General features: G+C 63.0%; 23 protein-coding genes and 1 pseudogene. 9 read left to right on the top strand and 15 right to left on the bottom strand.

Features of this window, described 5'->3' with window-relative positions:
• The first annotated feature begins 8 nt into the window (after positions 1-8).
• The 3 genes from HOP59_RS14185 (at position 9) to HOP59_RS14175 (ending at position 1,791) form a co-directional block, all read left to right on the top strand.
• Entirely contained in the window at positions 9-608 is a 600-nt protein-coding gene (locus HOP59_RS14185; RefSeq protein WP_234254381.1) for a 2-hydroxychromene-2-carboxylate isomerase, read from the top strand.
• A 169-nt stretch (positions 609-777) separates the two neighbouring features.
• On the top strand, positions 778-1,068 hold the full coding sequence (locus HOP59_RS14180) for an EF-hand domain-containing protein (RefSeq protein ID WP_234254380.1): 291 nt from the start codon (positions 778-780) through the stop codon (positions 1,066-1,068).
• Positions 1,069-1,263: 195 nt separating this feature from the next.
• The gene (locus HOP59_RS14175; protein ID WP_234254379.1) at positions 1,264-1,791 is read left to right on the top strand and encodes a helix-turn-helix domain-containing protein; all 528 of its coding nucleotides are present in this window, start codon (positions 1,264-1,266) and stop codon (positions 1,789-1,791) included.
• Positions 1,792-1,832: 41 nt separating this feature from the next.
• On the opposite strand, the gene HOP59_RS14170 is transcribed toward HOP59_RS14175, so the two are convergent.
• Together HOP59_RS14170 and HOP59_RS14165 are read right to left on the bottom strand one after the other, a co-directional pair.
• The gene (locus tag HOP59_RS14170) at positions 1,833-2,447 is read right to left on the bottom strand and encodes a flavin reductase family protein (protein ID WP_191223696.1); all 615 of its coding nucleotides are present in this window, start codon (positions 2,445-2,447) and stop codon (positions 1,833-1,835) included.
• Positions 2,448-2,564: 117 nt separating this feature from the next.
• Entirely contained in the window at positions 2,565-3,386 is an 822-nt protein-coding gene (locus HOP59_RS14165) for an AraC family transcriptional regulator (protein ID WP_234254378.1), read from the bottom strand.
• A 119-nt stretch (positions 3,387-3,505) separates the two neighbouring features.
• On the opposite strand from HOP59_RS14165, the gene HOP59_RS14160 reads away from it, so the two are divergent.
• Entirely contained in the window at positions 3,506-3,934 is a 429-nt protein-coding gene (locus HOP59_RS14160; RefSeq protein WP_234254377.1) for an organic hydroperoxide resistance protein, read from the top strand.
• A 124-nt stretch (positions 3,935-4,058) separates the two neighbouring features.
• Here the strand turns inward: HOP59_RS14160 and HOP59_RS14155 are convergent, their stop codons facing one another.
• Together HOP59_RS14155 and HOP59_RS14150 are read right to left on the bottom strand one after the other, a co-directional pair.
• A complete protein-coding gene (locus HOP59_RS14155) occupies positions 4,059-4,400 on the bottom strand; it encodes a helix-turn-helix transcriptional regulator (protein WP_338073343.1) in 342 nt (113 codons plus the stop codon).
• Between the two features lie 75 nt (positions 4,401-4,475).
• A pseudogene (locus tag HOP59_RS14150) lies at positions 4,476-4,967 on the bottom strand (AraC family transcriptional regulator); the annotation flags it as partial.
• 264 nt (positions 4,968-5,231) lie between these two features.
• On the opposite strand from HOP59_RS14150, the gene HOP59_RS14145 reads away from it, so the two are divergent.
• Entirely contained in the window at positions 5,232-5,954 is a 723-nt protein-coding gene (locus HOP59_RS14145; RefSeq protein WP_234254376.1) for an SDR family oxidoreductase, read from the top strand.
• 130 nt (positions 5,955-6,084) lie between these two features.
• Here HOP59_RS14145 and HOP59_RS14140 read toward each other — a convergent pair whose 3' ends face one another.
• Positions 6,085-7,113 carry a 5'-nucleotidase gene (locus HOP59_RS14140; protein ID WP_234254375.1) on the bottom strand — a complete coding sequence of 343 codons (1,029 nt, stop codon included), beginning with the start codon at positions 7,111-7,113 and terminating at the stop codon, positions 6,085-6,087.
• A 72-nt stretch (positions 7,114-7,185) separates the two neighbouring features.
• Positions 7,186-7,557 (bottom strand): YbaN family protein, encoded by a 372-nt coding sequence (locus tag HOP59_RS14135; RefSeq protein WP_234254374.1) that lies wholly within the window; start codon positions 7,555-7,557, stop codon positions 7,186-7,188.
• A 141-nt stretch (positions 7,558-7,698) separates the two neighbouring features.
• Here HOP59_RS14135 and HOP59_RS14130 point away from each other — a divergent pair, with 141 nt between their 5' ends.
• Together HOP59_RS14130 and HOP59_RS14125 are read left to right on the top strand one after the other, a co-directional pair.
• The gene (locus HOP59_RS14130; protein WP_234254373.1) at positions 7,699-8,628 is read left to right on the top strand and encodes a siderophore-interacting protein; all 930 of its coding nucleotides are present in this window, start codon (positions 7,699-7,701) and stop codon (positions 8,626-8,628) included.
• A gap of 19 nt (positions 8,629-8,647) precedes the next feature.
• Positions 8,648-9,232 (top strand): cytochrome b, encoded by a 585-nt coding sequence (locus HOP59_RS14125; protein ID WP_234254372.1) that lies wholly within the window; start codon positions 8,648-8,650, stop codon positions 9,230-9,232.
• A 12-nt stretch (positions 9,233-9,244) separates the two neighbouring features.
• On the opposite strand, the gene HOP59_RS14120 is transcribed toward HOP59_RS14125, so the two are convergent.
• The 5 genes from HOP59_RS14120 to HOP59_RS14100 form a co-directional block, all read right to left on the bottom strand.
• The gene (locus HOP59_RS14120) at positions 9,245-10,594 is read right to left on the bottom strand and encodes a TolC family outer membrane protein (RefSeq protein WP_234254371.1); all 1,350 of its coding nucleotides are present in this window, start codon (positions 10,592-10,594) and stop codon (positions 9,245-9,247) included.
• Positions 10,594-11,964, bottom strand: coding sequence for an HlyD family type I secretion periplasmic adaptor subunit (locus HOP59_RS14115; RefSeq protein ID WP_234254370.1), 1,371 nt, complete (start codon positions 11,962-11,964; stop codon positions 10,594-10,596). The genes HOP59_RS14120 and HOP59_RS14115 overlap by 1 nt, the downstream gene beginning before the upstream one ends.
• A complete protein-coding gene (locus HOP59_RS14110; RefSeq protein ID WP_234254369.1) occupies positions 11,961-13,709 on the bottom strand; it encodes a type I secretion system permease/ATPase in 1,749 nt (582 codons plus the stop codon). The genes HOP59_RS14115 and HOP59_RS14110 overlap by 4 nt, the downstream gene beginning before the upstream one ends.
• A 230-nt stretch (positions 13,710-13,939) precedes the next feature.
• Positions 13,940-14,509: a heme acquisition protein HasA gene (locus HOP59_RS14105; RefSeq protein ID WP_234254368.1), complete on the bottom strand. Its 570-nt coding sequence runs from the start codon at positions 14,507-14,509 to the stop codon at positions 13,940-13,942.
• 148 nt (positions 14,510-14,657) lie between these two features.
• A complete protein-coding gene (locus HOP59_RS14100; protein WP_234254367.1) occupies positions 14,658-17,651 on the bottom strand; it encodes a TonB-dependent receptor in 2,994 nt (997 codons plus the stop codon).
• Positions 17,652-17,842: 191 nt separating this feature from the next.
• Here HOP59_RS14100 and HOP59_RS23695 point away from each other — a divergent pair, with 191 nt between their 5' ends.
• Positions 17,843-18,079 carry an NUDIX domain-containing protein gene (locus HOP59_RS23695; protein WP_422676533.1) on the top strand — a complete coding sequence of 79 codons (237 nt, stop codon included), beginning with the start codon at positions 17,843-17,845 and terminating at the stop codon, positions 18,077-18,079.
• A gap of 4 nt (positions 18,080-18,083) precedes the next feature.
• On the opposite strand, the gene HOP59_RS14090 is transcribed toward HOP59_RS23695, so the two are convergent.
• The 4 genes from HOP59_RS14090 to HOP59_RS14075 all read right to left on the bottom strand — a co-directional run bounded on the left by HOP59_RS14090 (position 18,084) and on the right by HOP59_RS14075 (position 21,541).
• On the bottom strand, positions 18,084-18,692 hold the full coding sequence (locus HOP59_RS14090; protein WP_234254366.1) for a biliverdin-producing heme oxygenase: 609 nt from the start codon (positions 18,690-18,692) through the stop codon (positions 18,084-18,086).
• Between the two features lie 10 nt (positions 18,693-18,702).
• Positions 18,703-19,701 (bottom strand): FecR family protein, encoded by a 999-nt coding sequence (locus HOP59_RS14085; RefSeq protein WP_234254365.1) that lies wholly within the window; start codon positions 19,699-19,701, stop codon positions 18,703-18,705.
• A gap of 86 nt (positions 19,702-19,787) precedes the next feature.
• A complete protein-coding gene (locus HOP59_RS14080) occupies positions 19,788-20,324 on the bottom strand; it encodes an RNA polymerase sigma factor (protein WP_234254364.1) in 537 nt (178 codons plus the stop codon).
• A 284-nt stretch (positions 20,325-20,608) separates the two neighbouring features.
• Positions 20,609-21,541 carry a DMT family transporter gene (locus HOP59_RS14075; protein WP_234254363.1) on the bottom strand — a complete coding sequence of 311 codons (933 nt, stop codon included), beginning with the start codon at positions 21,539-21,541 and terminating at the stop codon, positions 20,609-20,611.
• Between the two features lie 97 nt (positions 21,542-21,638).
• Here HOP59_RS14075 and HOP59_RS14070 point away from each other — a divergent pair, with 97 nt between their 5' ends.
• Positions 21,639-22,613, top strand: a complete 975-nt coding sequence (locus tag HOP59_RS14070; RefSeq protein ID WP_234254362.1) for a LysR substrate-binding domain-containing protein — start codon at positions 21,639-21,641, stop codon at positions 22,611-22,613.
• Positions 22,614-22,633: the final 20 nt, after the last annotated feature.

Genomic DNA, 22,633 nt, shown 5'->3' with positions numbered 1-22,633 from the left:
CACCTTCCATGCCCAAGCGCATCACTTATTACCTCAGCCTGGTATCGCCGTGGACTTACCTGGGCCACGAACGACTCGGCGAGATCGCCAATCGTCACGGCGCTACCATCGACTACGTGCCGGTCACGGTAAGCGCGGTCTTCCCCAGAACAGGTGGTCTTCCGCTGCCCAAACGCGCGCCCGAGCGCCAGGCCTATCGACTGGTGGAGTTGAAACGCTGGAAGCAGGTTCATGGCGTTCCACTCAACGTCGAGCCGAAGCACTTCCCCACCGACGACCGGCCGGCGGCGCGCCTGGCGCTGACTGCCAAGGCTAAGGGGCACGACATCGCCGAGCTCTCGCTTGCCATACTGCGAGCTTGCTGGGTCGAGGAGCGCGACATCGCAGGTCTCGCTACCCTGCGTGAGATCGCCGATGCCTGCGGCCTGGATGGCCAGGCACTATTGGATGAGTCGGAGACGCAAGGGCAGCAGCGTCTCGACGCGGCCTGCGAGCAAGCCATCGCCGCCGGCTGCTTCGGCGTTCCATGGTATGACGTGGAAGGCGAGCCGTTCTGGGGGCAGGACCGCCTGGAGCTGGTGGAGAAGAAGCTCACCGGAGCGCTCTGAACCCGACGGCGAAGCATCAGGCCAAACGATGCTGACCTCCTGACACAGCAGAAACGTGCCAAACGCAGCCGGTCCGGGCAAGCCTGGGCGGTCACATGGCGCCATGATCAAGGCGACGAGATCGGCTCGTCGGTTCGATCATCCGCTTCGAACGTGACAGGAGGTCATCATGAGACTGTCCATTATCGCACTTTGCCTTGCCTTGGCGGCGGTGCCGGGCGCCGCGCTGGCGGAGCGTCCCTCTCCGGAGGACAACCTCTTCCAGACCGCGCAAATCGGCACCGGCTCGCGTACTAACGTGGTGAGCAGCTTCGATGAAATCGATACCGACCATAACGGGTATATTTCTTCTACCGAAGCCTCTCGAGTCTCCATGGCCGCCAGTTTCGGCTCTCTGGATCACAACCTGGATGGCCTGCTCTCCCGAGAGGAGTACGAAAATCACTACAAGGATCACTGAGGTGTTCCTATCGACGCGAGTGCTCAGGCATCCGTGTCGATAGGAGATTTTTCACTTCGCTCATGCGGCGAGTTTGAGGTCGGGCGTTCGCCGGCTCTGACCTATACTTTTCTCGGACTCCGCCCCAGACCAAGCCACCGAGCGACCTCTCCAGCCGTCGCCACCGGGACTTCCGAATCGTTCGGGAGCAATGTGATGATTCCGCTTACGAGCAGGCACGCCCCACCTACCGCCCTGGTAGACCTGCGGGATCAATTGTTAAAGCTGTTGGATGCCGCCGAAGCCGCCCTGCCCATGAATCAAGAAGCGGCACGCGCCAGCCTGGTGCAGGCCATGAACCTGCTCACCCAGCCCTCACCGGAAGCCGGGCCGAAGCCGTGTTTGCACGGTGGCCTGGTCGGCTGGCAGGTCAAACGCGTGATGGCCTTCGTCGAACAGCGCCTGGGTTCGACGATCCGTGTCACCGACATGGCCTGCCAGGCCCGTCTCAGCCTCAGCCATTTTTCACACGCCTTCACGCACACCTTCGGCGAGCCACCGCTGGCCTACGTGACGCGAAGACGCCTGATGAAGGCCTGCGAACTGATGCGCAACAGCGACGAGCCCCTTTCAAGCATCGCTCGCGACTGCGGCTTCTACGACCAATCGCACTTCACCCGCCACTTTCACCGACGGCTGGGCATGACCCCGCAGAGCTGGCGCCGACTGCACGCAGACGACTGAGGCGGGCATGGTCGAGATCCTGTCGCCGTGGAACCGGCATCTCACGTCGGCCGCTCCAGCCCGAACAGGTCGGTCGTACGGGCATAGTCGCTGCCCGCCATCCTCCCAATGGGCTTGAGCGCCTCGACGCTCACGTGACGGCCGTTCCAGATGGCATCGTCGATGTGAATCGACACCACCTCCGCCAGCACCAGACAACCTGCCATGGGTTGATCGCCGAAGCGCACGATCTCGCGCAGTCGGCAGCCGAAAGCCACCGGCGCCGCCGCTACTCGAGGCACCGTGAGCCCCGGCATGGTCACCTTCTCCAGCCCCGCCAGGGCGAACTCATCCTCTCCCGCCGGCAGGCTGGCGCTGGTGGCGTTCATCTCGTTGACCAGTGCCTCACCGCTGATGTGCACCACACACTCCGGCACCTGCTCCAGGTTGCGAATGGTGTCCTTGGGCTGACCCTCGCCGTTGAGCAGCGGCGAGAAGCCCAGCACCGGCGGCGCCACGCTCACCACATTGAAGAAGGAGAACGGCGCCAGGTTGGTGTTACCGTCGCGATCATGCGTCGAGACCCAGGCGATGGGGCGCGGGCAGATCGTGCCGCAGAACAATCGATAGATGGCCCCGCTGCTCAGCGGTGACTCTTCCAACAGATAGTCGCTCATGGCCAGCCCTTGTTGCAGTCGATAAGGCCTCCCATCCTACACCGCTCAACAGGCTGCTCAATGCGGCTGCGACAGGCCGTCCACGGACTCGTGCCCATATCGATGGGCCCAAAGTCTCTATGGGTGACCGGCTTTCCACTTCCGCGGCGATTGTCCGGATTGTGCCTTGAACGCACGGGAGAGCGCGGCTTCACTACCGTAGCCAACCTCGGTTGCGATCACTTTCAGAGGCCGCCCGCGCAGCAAGGCCTTCTGTGCCAGCCGCACGCGCCAGCTTTGCAAGTACCGCCCCGGCGTAACGCCTACCGTCTCGCGAAACGTCGTGGCGAATACGCTGCGCGACATGCCGGCAACATTCGCCAGTTCGTCCAGTGTCCACGCCTGCTCTGGCTTCTCATGCATAGCCACCAGTGCGTTGCGCAGGCGCGGATGTGACAACCCGGACAGCAAGCCACCGTGCACTTCGCCACTGGTCATCAGTTGGCGCAAAACCTGGACCATCACCACCTCGAGGAGACGCTCGACCAGCGCAACGCGCCCGCATCGCTGCTCGAATGCCTCCTCGAATAACAACTCCAGCACCGGCTCGGCGCCAGCAATGTCTGCCAGCGGCAGGCAGACGACGTCCGGTAGTGCCGATGCGATCGGATTGGCGGCGCCACCCTCGAACGACAGGTTAGCGCAGACCATGTCCGCACCACGCTCGGGGTCGGTGAGGAAGCGATGCGTCAGCGGCCGTGGGAACAACAACAGGCTCGGTCGTTCGACCTGCAGTAACTCCCTGCCGTACCGCACCTCAACTACCCCTCTGCGAACCAGGTGCAACTGTCCATGGGTGCCGTCACTTTGCAGTGTGTTGGTGCCGCACAACGTCCCCGCATTGAACACCTGCGCGCTCACCGGGAAATGCGCCATCAGCGCCGCAAGCCGATCCACCATGCGCATACTCCTGATCAAGTTTTCAGGACTTTATGCCACCAATTGTATCGAGCGGGCGCGCAGAATACACCTCACCGGGCAACACCACCCGGCCACTCAACGGAACAGGAACGACTGCCATGTCCATCGAAAAAATCCTCTACGCCGCCACCGCGACTGCCACAGGGGGCCGCGAAGGCCGCGCCACCTCCTCCGACGGCGTACTCGACGTTCAGCTGTCCACCCCGCGCGAGCTGGGCGGCGCCGGCGGCCCAGGCACCAACCCGGAGCAGTTGTTCGCCGCCGGGTACTCGGCCTGCTTCCTCGGCGCACTGAAGTATGTCGCCGGCCAGCAGAAAGTCGCACTGCCCGCGGCCACCAACGTCACCGCCAAGATCGGCATCGGCCAGATCCCCACCGGTTTCGGTATCGAAGCAGAACTGACCATCACCGCCCCCGGTCTCGATCGCACCACCCTGCAAGGTCTGGTCGACCAAGCCCACATCGTCTGCCCGTACTCCAATGCGACGCGCGGAAACATCGACGTGACGCTGCGCATCGCCGACTGATTGCCAGGACCTGCTGGACTTCCTCAAGAACTGAGTTGAAAGAATGGAACAACAAATGGTCGGGAGAAACAGGCCAGTGCGCCCAGCTCCCGACCATGAAACTCGTGGGGATGCCGCACCATCCTCAATGCGACACTGCCAGGTTTGCCACCCGTTCAGGGGGCAACAGCGCCAGCGAAGCCTTCATTTCGCGCACTTCCTCGCCCGGTGGCCGGCCGAAGAAGCGCTTGAACTCACGGCTGAACTGCGAAGCACTCTCGTAGCCAACCCTGGCGGCTGCCGCCGCTGCAGGCAGACCGTCACGAATCATCATCATGCGTGCCTGATGCAGCCGCGTCGACTTGATGTACTGCAGGGGCGAGGTTTGCGTCACTGCCTTGAAGTGCACGTGAAAGGCCGCCGTGCTCATGCCGACATCGCTGGCCAGGCGTCCCACCTCCAGGGGCTCGGCGTACTCGGCGTGAATACGGTGCAGCGCCTTGGCGATCCTGCCGAACTGGCCCTGCTGGGCCAGCGCCGCGCGAACGCTCCCACCCTGCTCGCCGGCCAGTATCCGATAGTAGATCTCCCGCACGATATTGGGCGCCAGCACTTGTGCTTCCATAGGCGAGGCCAGCGCCTCGAGCAGCCTGAGCGTGGCGTCCGACATGGTGGCATCGAGCGGCGTGGAGAGCATGCATCTTGGGGCCGACGTCGAACGTGCATCCTACTGGTCCAGCATGAAGACCAGCTCCGCCACCACGGCCATGTCCAGCCGAATCGACATGGCCAGCAGCGACTCCTCGGGGCTGGCCTCGGTTTCCGCGGCAAAGGGCAGCGGTACCGCCAGTACGAGATAGTGCAAGGCATCGTAGAGATATACTTCATCGCCCAGGTAGCCTCGCTTACGCCCCTGGCACACGATCACGATGCTCGGCTCGTACATCACCGGGGCGAGCTTCAGCGGGCGATCCGAGCGCATGAAGCGCACCTCGTTCAGCAGCGACTGGGTAAACCCCTCATGCGGCGCTAGCCGATACAGCAATTCGATCATTCGCTCCTGGGAATTCAGGGTAGGTCGTATAGGCACGTGGTAGCCCTCACAATTCGCGTCACTAAAGATTTAGGCAAACTTTCGGGCAAAACACACCCTAAAAGCGCTTCCTCTACAGGATTAGGCAATACTGCAATAGGAATGACTCTGTCGGCTTTTACTGCGCCTCCGTAGGCTTACTACAACGACGCTCTTGCTCGCGAATCGATCATCCGAGTTCTGTTAGAGAGTCGTCACAAGCCACCCATACGGAGTCATCTCTATATGAGCAAAGTCATTCTTCTCACCGGCGCCAGCAGCGGCATTGGCGAAGCCACTGCCCGGTTGCTGGCCAAACAAGGCCATCATCTGGTCATCGGTGCTCGCCGCACCGAGCGCCTAGAAGCATTAGCTCAGGACATTCGTTCCGAAGGCGGCAGCGTCGAGTATCGAGCGCTGGATGTCACCCAGCGCGAAGACGTACAGGCCTTCGCCGATGCCGCGCTGAAGCTCCATGGTCGCATCGACGTGATCATCAACAATGCCGGCGTCATGCCGCTCTCGCCCCTGGCCTCGCTCAAGGTCGAGGAGTGGGACCGCATGATCGACGTCAACATCCGCGGCGTGCTGCACGGTATCGCTGCCGTGCTACCCACCATGCAGACCCAGGGCAGCGGACAGGTGATCAACATCTCCTCCATCGGCGGCCTCTTCGTGGTGCCAACCGGCGCTGTCTACTGCGCCACCAAGTTCGCCGTACGGGCCATTTCCGACGGGCTGCGCCAGGAGCACGACAACCTGCGCGTCACCTGCGTCTATCCCGGCGTGGTCGAGTCTGAACTGGCCGACACCATCACCGATGCCGGCGCCGCCGAAGCGATGAAGAGTTTCCGCCAGATTGCCCTCAAGCCCGAGGCCATCGCCGCGGCCATCGCTCACGTCATCGCCCAGCCCGATGGGGTGGACACCAGCGATATCGTGGTTCGTCCCACCGCAAGCCCGGTATGAGCCAAGCCGCTTCGAGAAAACCGATAAGCATCGCAACCACGAAACACAACCCCATACTCTTGGCCATGCTCTCAGCCCTCCCCCTCCCGGGGTGGGCTGCCATCGCTAACGGAGACGCCAGCATGAAACGCTAGAGGGAACTCTCTCCCGGCGGCGAGAAGCCAGACCGAGCGGCACCTTCCTCACTCACACCCAAGCCCTGATTGAGCTGACCGAACGGCACATGCACCGACGGCAGAATATCGCTGGTGGCCGAGAGGTGGGATGCCTGGTCGTCGAAGAAAATATGCGGCTTGATGATGCCAAGAACATGCTCCTTGGCAATGCCGCCGAGGAAATAGGCCTCGTTGACCGTCACGCCCCAGCTACGCATGGTATGGATGACCCGCTCATGGGCCGGCGCGTTGCGGGCGGTGACGATGGAGACCCTGACCTTGGGTCGATAGGCTCCCTGCGTTTCCTCTTCGCGCTGCTTTTCCAGCATCTGGATATGCGCCAGCTTGCGCAGAAAAACGGCCAACAAGCCCGCCGCGGGCGGTATCTGGGCATTGGCCCGTTCATACGCGTGAAAGGCTTCGATCCCCTGCTTCTGGTAGATGGTTTCGGACTCGTCGGTGACCAGCACGCCATCGAAGTCGAAGGCAATGCGCAGCTCCTCCTCGTCGGTCAGATCGAGATCGCCCGACGACAGCACCTGCCCCGCCGGATGCCCGGCCAGGATCGCCTGGTCGACGTCCTGGCGATTGGCGGACAGAAAAAGACTGATGTTCAACGCCGGAATGAAGCGATGGGGGTAACGCCCCTGAAGAAATATGGCCCGCGTAATGCCCAGCTCATGGTGCTCGATCGACTTCATGACCCGCAGTCCGGTTTCCGGATCGTTGCGCGAGAGCAGTACCACTTCGATGGGCGGGTTGTCCGGGCTCAGCTCGTTCAATGACAGCAGACGCTTGATGAACGGGAAGGCAACGCCGGTACTTAACGGCTTGTTCTCGTTGTCGCGCTGATAGATGCGATAGGACGCCTCGCCCTGCTCGCGAAAGACCCGATCGGATTCCTCCAGATCGAACAAGGCGCTGGATGCCAGTCCAATTACCAAGCGCTCACTGAGATCGTAGGCCATGGTCGTCGCTTGCTGCCGATCAAGGGTGGATTCCATTGACCATGCCCCAGGGAAGAGAATCGATCAAGCTTCGTCACGGCACCCGGGGGTAAGCCTGGATCGTTCGTCTTAGCGCATGGGCCGAGAAGGCTCCGGTCGTGTGACCAGCCAAACCGCCACCACAACCAGCATCGCCACTATAGCCCAGCGCAGCCAACCCTCACCCAGGTGCAGCAGAATCATCACCATGCTGGCGAAGATCATTCCCACGGCGACAAACTTGGCGCGCCGGGGGATCGCCTTCTCCTTCTCCCAGTTCTCGAGCAGTGGCCCGACATAGCGCCGCGAGCGAATCCAGGCCTCGAAGCGCGGTGAGCCGCGAGATGCACAATAGACCGCCGCCAGCATGAACTCCGTGGTCGGCAATAGCGGGAGAAACAGGCCGAGAAAACCCACCGCAAAGCTCAATGCCGCCAATGCCACCCATAACAATCGCACCATTACCATCGCCTCGTTAACGTACGGTTCATTCAATGCCATGAGAGTTAACGTTCCAAACGGGGGAATTCATCATATTCGTCGGTTATTGAGAATCATTACTACTAGTGATAGTATTCCCACCTCACATGGGAGTCATCCACTATGGCTGGACGCACGAGCTACCGCCTTTTCGATATCACCCTGGGACGCCGTACCCAGGTCAGCCCATCGCTAGTCAGGTTCACTTTCACCGGGCCCCAGGTTGGCCGGATGGCCACCCACGCGCCGGACCAACGCATCAAACTGTTCTTTCCCCAGGACGCCAACGGCCTAGACGCGCTGTTCGAGATCGCCAAGCTGGAAGAGCACGACTGGTTCGGCGCCTATCGTGCCCTGCCAGACGCCGAGCGCCCCCCCATGCGCACCTACACCATTCGCGCACTGCGCCCGGCACGCGGCGAAGTCGATGTGGAGTTCGTGCTGCACGGCGACAACGGCCCCGCCTCACGCTGGGCGATGCGCGCCCGTCCCGGCGACCGCCTGGCGATGACCGCTCCGCTGGCCAGTGCCGGGGGCGAAAAGCTCGGCTATGAGTGGAAGCCACCGCGGGGCGTACGGCGCATCCTAATTATCGCCGACGAGACCGCCCTGCCGGCGGCCGCCGGCATCTTCGAAACACTCGACGACCTGCCCCTCGCCCCACGGGTAGAGGCTATGCTCGAAGTACCGCGTAGGGACGATATCCAGCCCCTCTCTGCCCCCGCCAAGCTGCGCTGGTTGCCCCGCGATAGCGAGCCGGGTTGCCACCACGGCGATCTGCTGAGGCGAGCGGTGCGCGACATCGACCTGCATCAGGAGATCCGCGCCCTAGGCGGACAACCGCATAGTGGCGCCAGCGAGGGGCTAGATGAAGACAACGCCGTCCTCTGGGAGCCCGCGAGTCTCGACGACAATGCCCCCTTCTATGCCTGGATTGCGGCAGAATCCAAGGTCACCCGGGATATTCGCCGCTATCTGGTCAATGAGTGCGGCCTGCCCAAGCAGTGCGTCACCAGCATGGGCTATTGGCGCCTGGGCAAGGCGGACGAATGAACATCGCGCGGAAGCTTAAGTGACGACATCACCCGCCAATCACTGGCGAGACACCCCCGATCGCTATGGCCTCGTCAGCCGTCTCCTCCACTGGCTGACGGCAGCGCAAGTGATACTGTTATTCGGGGTTTTGTTGGCCTGGAAGGGATTCGGTGAGAACGCCGTCACTCTGGTATTGGCGAGGATCGGCCCCCACGGCTCGTTGGGCGCCATGCTGCTGGTGACGACGCTGCTGCGCGCCATGTGGGCCTATCGCCAGCGCCATCACCGACCGCCCCGCCCATCAGGCTTGGGGGGATTGCTGGCGCGCTGCATGCACCTGGCCTTCTATGCGCTGTTGATTCTGATACCGGCGCTGGCCATCCTGCGCCAGTATGGCCGGGGCGGCCACCTGATCTTCTATGGCATTGAACTGCTGCCGGAAGCGGAGCGCGAGATTGCCTGGATGATGGCGCCTGCCGACCTGCTGCACAGCACCCTGGCCTGGCTGCTACTGGCACTGATTGCCGGCCATGTGGCGATGGCGCTGGCCCATCGCCTGTGGCTCAAGGATGGCATCCTGGCGCGCATGCTGGGCTCACCCCAGGCAACACGCGACGCTTAACCAAGCCGCGCGCTAACCTGCACCGAAAGCCCCCGCCACCCGTTCGATATCGCCCTTATCGAGTACTCCCGCCTGCCAGCGCAGCGACAGCCAGGCGAGCAGATAGTCGTAGCGGGCGCGGGCCAGGTCGCGCTGGGCTTCGACGTGCTGCTGTTCGGCATTGAGGGCATCGAGGTTGGTGCGCTCGCCGCCGAGGATGCTGCGCCGGGTGGCATCGAGCCGCGCTTCGGCGGCGAGCACGGAGTCGCGGTAGGCCTCGATGCGCCGCTGGCTGCTCAGGGTCATGCGGTACTGGCGCTCGACGTCGTTGAGCAGTTTGGCCATGGCGCCGTCAAGCTCGAAACGAGCCTGCTCCAGGGTGTCGCTGGCCTGACGGCTAGCGGCGCGCACGCGCCCTCCAGCGAATAGCGGAACCTGAACTTCCACGCCGATGCTGTCGGTGTCGTAGCGCTGCCCCACCTGATTCTCGGCGTTGGAGTCGGTGATCTGGCTGCGCGCCACCAGCCGCACGCTGGGCAAATGTCCGGCGCGCTGCTGGTTTCGCTGCTGCCGGGTGGCTTCGAGCAGGCTGCGCTGGGCGGCAAGCTCAGGGTTATGGGCCACGGCCAGCTCGCGCCACTCTTCAAGCGACAGGAAGTCGGGCTCTTGCATATGCGCGGCATCGCTCAACGGCACCAGCGCCGCGGCTGGCAGGTGGCCGATCAACATCGCCAGGGCGTTACGGGCATCCTGCCAACGGTCCTCGGCCTCGATCAGCTGTGCCGCCAGAAGCCGCCGCTGCGCCTCGATCTCCATCTGGTCGGTGCGAGTGCCCTCGCCGCCTGCCACGAAGCGTCGGCTGCGTTCAGCCTCCTCTTCCAAGGCTCTGCCATGGGCGCGCATCAGCCCCACCTCCTCCTCGGCATAGAGGGCTTCGGTATAAGCCTGCAGCACCCGTACCGCTAGCGCCTGGCGCGCCCGCTCCAGGGTCAGGCCGGCGGCCTCGGCGCGTGCCTTACCCTCGCGGTACTGGGCGAATGCCGCTGCATCGAACAGCGGCTGGGTAAGGGTGAAACCAGAAGAGAAGCTGGTGTATTCCAGGTCCTGCCGGGTCGTACCCAAGGGAGTGTCCTGACGAATCTCAGCGTCGTTGCGCATGCGGGTATAGCGGTAGCTCAGATTGGGCATCAGCGCGGCACGCCCCAGCGCCCGCTCATGGCTGCCCGCGGAGCTCTCGCTGCGGGCCGCTTGCCAGGTCGGGTCGTGCTGCAGCGCCAGCTCGTAGGCCTGGTGGAAATCCAGCGCCATGGCGGGCAGGGCCAGCAGTCCGCTCCCAGCCACCAGCAGCCAGGCGGCAAACACGCGGCTAACCAGCTTATCCATCAGGCATCCCCCCAGGCGGTGCGAGCACGATCCAGCAGCGGCTTGAACAGGTAGTTGAGCAGCGTACGCTCGCCGGTGCGCACGAAGGCTTCCACCGGCATCCCGGCACGCAGCACGTCACTGCCCAGTCCCTCCAGGGCTTGCGCCGCCACTTCTACCTGAACGCGGTAGTAAGGCTCGCCACTGCGCTCATCGACCAAGCGGTCGGCGGAAACCTGGGCCACCTTGCCAGGCACCCTAGGTGTGGTGCTGCGCTCGAAGGCGGTGAAGGCAAGCTCCACCGACAGCCCAGCGTGCACCCGGTCGATATGCTCGACCGGTAATTGGCCCTCCACCAGCAGCGGCTCGTGCTCGGGGACGATCTCCATCAGGCGGCCGCCGGGCGCCACCACGCCGCCTTCGGTGTGCTGGGCCAACCCCACCACGATGCCTGCCGTCGGGGCGCGCAGTTGGGTATGCGCCAGTTCGAACTCCGCCGAGGTCAGGCGGCCGGCCAGCTCACGCATGCGCGAGCGTGCCTGGGTCAAGGCTTCGCGCACGTCGCGCTGATACTCCTCGCGGCGCTGGGTCATGCGCAGGCTGAGTTCGTCGATCTGACGCTCTGTCTGCTCCAGGGTGCCGCGGTCGGCGACCAGCTCTCCCTGCAGTTGGGCGTACTGGCTCTCGATCTCCAGTAGCCGGTTGCGCGGAATGTAGCCCTCTTCCGCCAGGCCGCGCAGGTTATCGCGCTGCTCGCCCAGCAGCGCCAGCCGCAGGCGCTTCTGCGTCAGCGATGCTTCTAGCCCGCTAGCCTGGGCGCGCTGGCCTGCCAGACTGGCGTCCAGCCCCGCCAGCTCCGAGGCGAGCGAGGCCTGACGGCTCTCGAACAGTTGGCGGTGCAGCGCCAGCACGGTCAGCAATTCGGGGTCTGCCTGCGCGGTCAGCTCGGCGGGGAATTCGATGCTAACGAGACCGTCACGCTCCGCCTCGAGGCGGGCGATCTCCGCCAGGGTGGCGCTGTATTGGCCGCTCAGTACGTCCACCTCACTGGCATGGCGGGTGGCATCCAGGCTGACCAACACTTGGCCCTGGGTGACGCGGTCGCCCTCACGCACCCACAGCCGCTCGACAATGCCTCCGCTGGGATGCTCCACCGCCTGGCGGTTGCCCGAAACCACCACGGTGGCAGGGACCGCCACGCCGTTATCCAGCGGCGCCAAAGCCGCCCACACCACGAAGCTCACGAAGCCCGTCAGCAACAGCCAGCCGCCCAGACGGCGCGGACGCCTCCGCCGCTGCGCCATCGCTTGCCAGTCCGGCGTGTCCCGCGAGGTGGAAGAGAATGCAGGGCCGGGCTCGACGCCACGTGCCGCATCGGTAGGTGGCATCATGCGCTGCGCTCCATCTGGTAGGGGCTGTGCGCCATCAAAGTGGCACCGCTAGAAGCGGCCTGACGTGCTGCCCCCGCCTGCAGTACCTCCTGAGTCGAGCCGAACGTCGCCTGCCGGCCTTCCTTCAGCGCCAGCAGGTGGGTGGTGGCCTTCAGCACCTGAGGCCGATGAGTGATCAGCACCACCGTCACGTTGCGCTCACGCAGCCACTGCAGGGCTGCCATCAACGCCTTCTCACCGGCTTCGTCGAGGTTGGCATTGGGCTCGTCGAGCACCACCAGCGATGGCGGGCCGTAGAGCGCCCGGGCAAGGCCGATGCGTTGCCGCTGGCCGCCGGAGAGCCCCACGCCGCCATCGCCCAGCGGCGTGTCGTAGCCCTGGGGCAGCGACAGGATCAGCTCATGCACCCCAGCCGCCTTGGCGGCACCAATCACTTTTTCGGAATCCGGCTCGGCGAAGCGCGCAATATTCTCCGCCACGCTGCCGGCAAACAGCTCCACCTCTTGGGGCAGGTAGCCGATGTGCGGCCCTAACTGGGCCTTGTCCCAGTGCTGGATGGCGGCGCCATCCAGCCGTACCGTGCCCACCTGGGGCCGCCATACGCCCACCAGCAGTCGCGCCAGGGTCGACTTGCCGGAACCGGAGGGACCCACCACCCCCAGCGCATCGCCCGGCGCCAGGCGAACGTCGATCTGCACCAGGGTCGGTTTGCGCCCTCCTGGCGGCATCGCGCTAACGGCCTCTACCGCCACCTCGCCCCGCGGCGCAGGTAGCGCCATGCCCGTTGCGCGGGCAGGATGCGCCTCCAGCAGCACCGCCAGACGCTGATGTGCCAGGCGCGTGGTGCTCCACTGCCGCCAGGCGTTGATCACCTGGTCGATGGGGCCCAGCACGCGTCCCATCAGGATCGATCCCGCAATCATGGTGCCCGGGCTGATGGCGCCGCTCACCGCCAGCCAGGCGCCCAAGCCCAGCACCAGCGACTGCAGTGCCACGCGCAGGCTCTTCGATACCGCAGTGATCAGCGCCGTGCGCTCGCTGGCCAGCCCCTGCAGGGCGACGAAGCCGCCATGCAGCCGCGCCCAACGCCGCGACAGCGCACTCAGCATGCCCATGGCTTCGATGGCCTCGGCATGGCGCAATTGCGCCTCGGCGGTACTGGCGGCCTGCACCGACAGGCCGCCCGCTTCACGCAGCGGCGGCTGGGAGAGCCGCTCGTTGAGCCACGCCAGGCCGACCAGTAGCACCGCGCCCGCCAGTGCCAGGCAGCCGATCCAGGGGTGGAACAGGAACATCACCAATAGATAGAGGGGAAACCAGGGGGCATCGAAGAAGGCAAAGATGGCGTTGCCGGTGATGAACTGACGCAGCGAGTCGAGATCCCGGGTGGCCTGGCCCGCCTGGGCACCCCGGCCGGCCAGGCCACGCTCGAAGGCTGCCGTATAGGCCCGCTCGCCGAGGCGCTCGTCCATCCGCTCGCCGATCTGGATCACCACCAGGCTGCGCACGTACTCCAGCGCCCCCATCAGCGCCAGCAGGCCCAGCGCCATCAGCGTCAGCAGCAGTAGCGTGGTGGTGTTGCCCGAGGCCAGCACCCGGTCGTAGACCTGCAGCATGTAGAGCGGTGGCACCAGCATCAGCAGATTGATCACGGCGCTATAGATGCCAACGCTGCGAAAGCCGCCGCGATAGGCACCCAGCGCCTGGCGTATCTCGTTACGCGGCTCGCCGCGCGAAGGTTTCATGGTGGCCTGCCCCTAAATAAGCGTCGTGGAAACTCGGCGCGCCCCCGTCGGGGCCCGCTCATGTATCTGTTCCGCTCATCGCAGGGTCACGGTGGTCATGCTTGACATCGCGCCACTGCTGGCGACAATGCCAAGGCACCGCGCCCCGGGCACAAGGCCCTTGGCGCGGTGTTGATACGTTGCGGCAAGGGGAACCCCTTGCCTTTTTTATTGGGTCAGGTCGGCTAGGCTCAGGCGGCCAGGGCCAGATCGAAGTCGCTGGTCTCGGCCACGCCGGTGGTCGGCGCCGGAATCGGGTCATCCAGAAGTCCTGCATCGTCCAGGACCGCCAGCAGACCACCCTGCGTACCGGTACCGGCACTGTCGTCGGCCCCCTGGACCGAGCCGTTCATCAGGCCCCAGATGATGTCGTGAACCACGTTCTCGCGTCCCTCGGAGAGACTGCCCACCAGCGGGTCATCGAAGGTGAAGGTGATGAAGTCATTGGACACCGTGCCATCACTATTGAGGCCACCGCCCAAGGTCAACCCCTCGAGAGTTCCGTGGAGAGTGTGGCTGGAGAAGTCATATGCCAGATTCCCCACCGCCGAAAAGGCGAACGCCCCTCCGTCAATCGAAAATGCGTAGGTATCACCGGAGAGACCAGAAGGATTGCCGCTCGTATAGAACCCCCCGGTATTATCCGGGTGCTCGCCAGGAACACCGAAGTCCTCGAAGCCGACAAGCAGCTCCTCCAAGGTGGTGGGAGGCGGAAATACGGGCGGGAAGTTACTTTCATCGTATACATAGGAAATAGACATGTTTCACTCTCCATTTTCCTTGCTTGGTCAATGGGGCTCGGCGGCCCATCCGCCGAGCTCCGTTGGGCATGGCGTCGCATGCCTCGTCTTCCATACCGCGATACGGCGGCATGATCCTTCGACCGTGACAGGATTTCCCATCATGGTCTCAGAACTGCAGTTCCACCCCCGCCATCGCCGTACGCCCCGGCGCATAGGTGCGAGAGAAGATATCCGAATAGCCAGTCACATAGTTTTGATCGCGCAGGTTCTCCACCGAGGCGCGCAGTAACACGTTCTGATTGATGCGGTAGCTGGCATACAGGTCCCAGGTGGTATAGCTCGGCCAGATGGCATACTCGAAATCCTCCGGCTTGCCTTCGGCGCTATAGTTGAGGCGCGTTCCCATATCCAGCCTCTCATCGAACAAACGCATGCCCAGCACCCAGCTCCCACGATCCATCGGTACGTTACGCGCGCTATTCATACCAAATTGTGCGGCCGCTCCCCCCGCAGCACAGATTACCTGCTGGTCCAGATAGTCCTCATAGGAGTCGTAGCCATTGTCGATAGCCCATTGATGCTCTTCCGAGAAATTCCCGTCTTCATCCGGCATATCGTAGCGAGGGTAATGGCTGCCCAAAGGGCGCGCGTATTGACAGAAATTCTGATCGCCCCCAAGTACATGGGTGTAGTTGAGGCGGGTGTACCAACGCCGGGCGTCATAGTCGAGCTCAAGTTCGATACCGCGGAATTTCATCGGCACCTGGTTGTTGACGAACATGGTACGCCCCAACCCCCCCACTCTCCCCGGCATGATATTTACCATGCTCGTGATCAGGTAGTTGTCCACCTCGGTATCGTAATAAGCCACTTTGCTCAGCAGACGATCGTTATCAAGCAGAAGATTCTGGAAGACGGTATTGAAGCCCACCTCCCAGCTACGTGAGGTTTCGGGTTCTGCATAAGGGTTGGGGAACATCACGGCGAAGGGATCGCTGGGGTGGCTGCCCTCCATCAGCGACTCTGTCAGTGCCGGTGGCCGCCAGGATTCACCCCAGCCAGCAAAGAGTTCCAACCAATCGGTAGGTCGGTATGCTGCCTGTAAGGTGGGAAGCAGATTATCCTCGCGATTGTTAACTTCATATTCGTAATAGGCATACTCAGCCTCCCACTTTGGGGCAATCCAGTTCAAATTGTAGTAGTAGTCATACCAACCCATATCCCGCAGCATCTGTTGCTCTTCGGGTGAGAAACGAGCATCAAACTGCTCTTGCCGCGTAATATAATTCCATTCCACCCCCGGCACGCGGGTATCGCCCTTTAGTCGGTAGTAGTCATAGCGCAAGCCGCCACCCAAGGTGTAGGTCTCATTCTCCCAAACCAGGTTGCCGAAAGCACTGGCGATACTGCGACGTCCATTGGGCTGCAAGGTGCTTACAGCCGTATTGACGGCGCTGCCGTGATGATCGTACTCGGTATTGGAATCGCCGCGATCCTGAAAGTACTCGATGCCGTGGTTGAAGCGAAAGCCATCGACGCCCCCCAACGCAAAGCGCGCGGTATTTTCCAGCGTCAGGCCATGAGTCGTGATGTTGGTTACTGCGTTGGAACCCAGCCCGGCTTCACACTCCCTCTGCCAGTTGTCCGGAAAGGGAACCTGGTCGCATCGCCCGGTACGCCATGCCTCCTCGGTCATGTTGATACCGTCGGTGATTACCGGCCTTCCTTCCCGGGTATAGCGCTCGTTTTCGGTGGAAACGCGGTAGACCCTGGCCGCCAAGTCTATCCAGTCGGACCCGGGGTTGAAGGTATAGTCCAGGCCGATGGAGTGCGAGGACGCCTGGGCATCGCCATACTGCAGCCACGCCTCGTCGCCCTCCCGTACACTGCCATCGCTGGGATTGGTGACCCTTCGATCGGAGACGTTGTTGTAGGAAATCTCGGTATCCAGATAGGTGAACTGCAGCGCCTGGTTTGGCGTCAGGTTCAGGCGCGCCTTGAACAGGTTGGACTCCTGGGTCTGATCGGTGAACTTGACGCGGTCGACGACCTGCTCGCTATCGCGACCCTCGAACCCGTCCTGCACCCCGACCATCAGCCAATCGAAACTTTCTCCTCGCCGCCCCGGTGAGTACTCGCCCAGGCTGCGCCGGCTCCGTGCTCCCAACAATTCCAAACGGTTGTCACCAAAACGACCGGCCGCTGCCAAACTACCGATGAAATTGACCCCGTTACCCTCACCGCCCAGGCCGGTATTGGCCCTCAGACGCACGCCGGCGTCATTGCCATCCATGATGATGTCGTCATAGTCCAGCGTTCTGAAGTTGGCGCTACCAGCAATGGCGCCGGCACCATGCACGTCGGAGGTGGGCCCCTTGGCAACCACCACCTCGCTGAGCAGCTCGGAGTCCACGTAGAGGTTGCCGTTGCGCTGCTGGTGGGCGTTCTCGTTGAAGTTCTGGCGCATGCCGTCGATCATGGTGTTGACACGGCCGAAGTCCTGCATGCCGCGAATGTTGACCGACAGCGCGGGGTCCTGGGTGTTGACTGCGCTGTAGACACCCGGCGTCTCCAGCAGCATATCGGCAGCGTGGCGCGGCGGCAGGCGGTCGATACGCTCGCGGGGGATCACACTCACCGAGCGCGGTTCGTGGTAGACCCAGTCGTCGCCCAGACGGCCAGCGGTAACCGTCAGGGTGCTGAACATGACCTGGTCGCCCACGGTGGTCATGGTGGCGGGCCGCGGCTCGACGAGTTCGGCAGTACGCGCATTACGATACTCAACGGCCAAACCGCTTCCCATCAGCAGAGCACGCAAGGCCTCGTCGGCGGTCATCTCGCCCTGCAGCGCCGGCGCCACGCCACCGATGGCCCGGTCGTCCGGGCGCAGTACCGAGATGTTGGTAATGGCGGTGAATTCACCCAGCGAATAGAGCAACGACTGCTCGGGCAGATCGAAGCGGTAACGCTGCTGGGCGAGCGTCTGGTCATCGCCCTGCCCCGTCGTATCACGGCTTCCTCCCGTCTGCCCATGAGCCTCGCGCAGCCCGACGAGTATCACGAAAATCGTCAGCATCACGACGATGCCAGCCCCCTCCGCGACCTTGCGATAGAGACCTTTCCCCACGCCGGGTAGCCTCTCACGCTGTTCATGCTGCATATGACGTCCCTCTGCACCAGATTTATTGAATGATTTTGCTTCTCATTCAACAAACGTTCGAGGCTGAGGAGTTCCTCAATGATTCGGCTAAAATCGATTGCAATCGCGATGTTGCAGAGAGCGTGTGAGCGTTACGCTAGAGTGGCAGGCTATGAGCACGGGGGCTCAAGCCTCGAAAGAGGGCCAGTGCAGTGAAAACCATACAAGCCGCTTGTACCGTCATTCGGCGCGAAGATGGCGCCATCCTGATGGTAAAACGCCTGAACCCGCCTGAAGCGGGCTTATGGTCCGTTCCCGGTGGCAAGGTCGAGCCCGGCGAGAGTCTGCGCGCCGCCGCTGTCCGCAGAGCTGCTCAATCCTCTATGCGCGGCGGGACTGGCTACCCGGCGCTAGGCACATCGTTACCTCGATTCGCCCTTGGCGATTGACACCTCAACGAACCAGCGGGCGCGCTAGCGCTTCGACGCAGGCGAAGGCTTCCTTGGCACCGGCGATCGCCTGCACGATGCCGGTCTCAGGCAGCGGTATCGCATCCAACTGTTGCGTAAAGTTTCGCCAATGTAGGCCACGGCCGTCGTCGCTGGGCGCCAAGTGGCGCGCTCCGTAGCTGGCAGATAGCCCCAGCTCGGCGGCTCGCTTGAACAGAAAGGCCGCCCCCAGATTGGAGCCCTCGTTCACATACAGCCAACCCAGCAGATAAGGCGCCGCCTCACTTGTCGGCGCTGCCAACGGCTTGGCCTGTGCCTGACGTTCGGCGTCGACGTTCAAATCATGGCAGTCGCGTACCACTGCGGCGTATCGACAGCGCAGGGTCAAGTCGGAGATCCAGTCGGCCAGCTGTGGATGGCGATAGACGGGCAGGCAGCGCTGTTGAAAGCCGTATTGCACCCGCAAGAAGCGCGCATAGCCTTCCAGGTCGTCAAAAGGGCGCAGCGTCATGATCGCGTGATCAACCCGCTCATGCTGCTCTCGGGTGGCATGCTTGAGGCGCTTGCTGAGTGGCTGAACGGTGGTCTGCTCTGGCGGGGTTACGGTTTCCATGAGGGCCTCGTCATAGGGAAGGGACAGTTTGCTGGGTAGCGTGCGCTGGCGACGCCAGCCAGGTAATGCCTGGCAGACGCCTGACGGTTATCCCCAGGCTGGTTTCCAGGGCATCGAGAATGGCGTCGGGATCATTGGCAGGGAAGCTGCCGGAAAGCCGATGTGATGTTGCCCCATCGCCACTGACGACCACTCGGCCTGGCAGCATACGCTCGAGCTGCAAGGCGACCTCGCCGAGCGCGATCTGGTCGAACAGCAGTTGGCCCCGGGCCCAAGCCAGGCGGCCTCTGGCATCGATCTCGCTGGGCTCGCCATGCAGCGATCCGCGGTGAAGCTGGACCTCCTGATTGGCGCCCAGCACCACTCGCTCAGTGCCTTCGTCACGCTGACCACGAGAGACCGCCACACGTCCTTCCTCCACGGAGACGCGAACGTCGTCGGCAAATCGCTCTACGGCAAAGCGCGTGCCCACCACCTCGGCTTTCGCCTCGCCGGCCAATACCGTAAAAGGGCGTGCCGGTTCGCTGGCCACATCCAACCAGAGGCGACCACGGCGCAGTCTCAACTGACGCCCGCCAGCCGTCATCACGATATCCACGGCACTATCGGCATCGAGAAAGAGCCGGGTGCCATCTTCCAGCACCACCTGCTGTGTATGCCCTGGGGCAGTGGCCAGGTCAGCCATCCACCTGTCGAACAGACCGGGATCGCGCCAGGCACCGAAGCCGAACAGTAGCGTCAGCAGCAGGCATGCTGCCGCCGCCCACGGCCAGGATTGGTGCGACGAGGCCGGGCGGGCACTCGCTTCGCGCTCGGCGAGCAACCTGGCCGGCGCTTCCACCGCTTGCCATAGCTGCTCCGCCTCTGCATAGGCCTCTTCATGTCGCTCGCTCTGCGCCAACCATGCCTCGAAGGCATGCCGATCCGCCTCGCTGGCAGAGAGGTCTCGCAGGCGTAGAAACCATTGAATGGCTTCATCATCGAGCGCTTCCTGGGAAGGTAACGCCACCTTGGTACATCTCCTCATCGCACGATCATCGTTGTTTCGGCAATTGTGGTTGTCTTCTCCAATAACGACTCAGCAGCCAGATTCCCTCACTCTTCTTCCTGCCGACGTTGCCACTGGCGGCATGCCCGCATCGCTCGCATCATCTCTTTCTCCACGGTGCTGATTGAAACTCCCAACTGCTTGGCAATAGCGGCGTAGGTTTCGCCTTCGACGCGATTGAGCAGAAAGATACGGCGCGTGCGCTCAGGCAATGCATCCAGTTCAGCCACCAGATTGCCCCAGCGTTCGAGCGTAGCCGCGACCCTCTCGGGGCTGGGGTGAGCGTTATCCTGCTCTTCTGCCTGAGCAGTCTCTTGATGACGTTGGCGTACCTTCTGGGCGCGCAGATGATCGAGCGCCAAGTTGTGCGCGGTACGGTAGAGCAGGCCTACAGAGTCATCGTCTTTGGGCTGGCGATGCCACAGCTTGACGAAAGTTTCCTGCGCCAAGTCTTCGGCTTCGGCCTCGTTGTCGACGATACGTCTGATCCGTTGGACCAGCCGCGGTCGTTCTCCGAGGAACATCTTTAGCAGCGAGCGTGGTGAGGTGGGCATAGGGCAGGCAGCGTCACTTTGCGATGACATCGTTAGCGACACATCATGAAACAAACGAGACGCATTATCAAAACAAGCGCCATTGAAGCGCCATGCCAATCACGCGATGGGCTTACCAACATCACGTTCATCGCCAGCGAGGGCGCTGCTCCCCGACCGTGTGCGCTGACCGCGCTGGCTACCATTCCCTTCGGCGAGACTCGCTGCTATGCCGAGATCGCCGAACAGCTGCGCTGCAAGAGCGGCTTTGGCCGCCAGCAGTTAACTGCTGGCCCACGAGGTGGGAGAGGTGCCGCTCGGTCTGATCTGATTCATCAGCGGGTAACGATCAATAGCCCCACCATAAGCGCTGCGCCGCCCATCAGGAAATTGATCGTCAGCGGCTCACCGAGCAGCAGAGCGCCAAACAGCACACCGAATATCGGCGCCAGCAGTGAAAAGACGCCCAACTGCGAAGCGAAGTAGCGCTTGAGCAACGCGAACCAGAGCAGCAGTGCAGCTAGCGAGATGCCCAGCGTCTGGAAGGCCAGGCTGGCAGCCACGGCGCCGGTTAGCTGGATGCGGCCCAGATCGCCAAGCAAAGCGGCCGCAGGCAGCAAGAGGAGCCCTGCGACGGCCAGCTGGTAGTAGAGCGTCTGCAGCGGTGGCACCTCAGCGAGGGAAGAACGGCGTATCACCAAAGTGGTCGCGGCCCAACTGAGGCCGGCCAACAGCCCCAGAATATCGCCTCGGAGGATATCGGCGGCATGCTCGATCTCAGTGTCGGGCGCCATGGCAAAGACCATCCCGCCAAAGGCCAGCCCGATGCCTACCCACTGCCGCCGCGTCAACTGCTCACCCGGCACAAGCCAATGCAGTCCCAGAGCAGCGAACACCGGCGCCGTATAGAGAAATACCGACATATGCGATGCCAGGGTGTAGTTAAGCCCCCACGCCACGAAGGTGAACTCGGCGCTAAACCCCAAACCCACCAACAGGCCGGGGAGCCAGTGGGCACGCATATCGGCCAGCCGAATACCTTGCCAATGCACCAGGACCGCCACCAGCAGCGCAGCGAGAGAGGAGCGTAGGGCAACCTGCGCCAGCGGCGAGATATCCGTCGCCACTATCTTGATCGCCACCTGCTGAAATCCCAGCGCCAGGCAGAACACGACCATAAGCATACTGGCCTGCAGATCCAGGTGGCAGCGCATTGCTGCGGGGCGCTCACCAGCCACAGGATTACTCAACATCTTGGTTTCTTGCATAGCACTTCCTCGATAGCAATTAGTGCTCAGTTGAGCATTTGCCATAGGAGCCCCCAACCGATTAACGTGATGGTCTAGGATCAGGAAAACTCACTCTATGAAGATCGAACGCCTGCCCCTGAACGCCTTGCGAGCCTTCGCCGAGGCGGCGCGAGCGGAGAGTTTCAAGAGCGCCGCCAGCCGCTTGAACGTCACCCCAGGCGCGGTCAGCCGGCAGATCAAGCAGCTCGAAGAGCGCCTCGGCATCAGCCTCTTCGCCCGCCACGCCAATGGTGTGCACTTGAACCCGGCCGGACGGCAACTGGCAAAAGATATCGATAGCGGCCTCGAGCGCATTGCCGCCGGGGTCACGGCCGCACGCGAGCGCGCCCACCAAGCGCCCATGCTGACACTCAGCGCGCCGCCATCCTTCATGCAGCTGTGGCTATTGCCCCGCTTGGCGAAGTTCGACGCCACGCTTGGCGGTCTCGATATTTCTCTGGATGCCAGTCAATCGCTCACCACCCCTGCTTGGCAGGGGGCGGGCGCCCGCCTGGCGATTCGCTATGGCCGCGGTCCCTGGCCGGAGGCAAAAAGCTACCGCCTATTCGACGATGAGCTGTTTCCGGTCTGCGCTCCGTCTCTACTGGCGCAGTACGACCGCCCCCTAGAGCCGGCTGATCTGGCCGATCACGCCCTGCTGGACGTGGCCTGGGAGTCACAACAGGGGATCAGCTTTCCCAGCTGGCAGACATGGCTCGATGCCGCGGGGGTTGGCGACAGGGTTGCACCGCCACAGCGCCGCTACTCGCTGTTCAGTCTGGCCATGGACCAAGCCATCGCCGGGCGGGGCATCATGCTGGCCAACCACCCTATCGCCATGGACCGTCTCGAAAGCGGCGTCCTCGTACGCCCCTTCGGCGAGCGCCATGTCCTCACCTCCCCGCTGAGCTACGACCTGCTGACGCCCCCTAGCGGCGAGGCACCACCTGCGGTGGCACGATTTATCGATTGGCTGCTGGACGAGGCCGCTGCGTTCGACCGAGTCGCGCATGCGAATTGCCATGCACCTGCGCATTTCACCGCCTACTGATTTGCGGCACCATGAGGCCT

Source organism: Billgrantia aerodenitrificans, assembly GCF_021404405.1.
Lineage (GTDB): Bacteria > Pseudomonadota > Gammaproteobacteria > Pseudomonadales > Halomonadaceae > Halomonas > Halomonas aerodenitrificans.
Note: the sequence above shows the minus strand (reverse complement) of the source record. Positions and strands in the feature narration are given on the sequence as shown.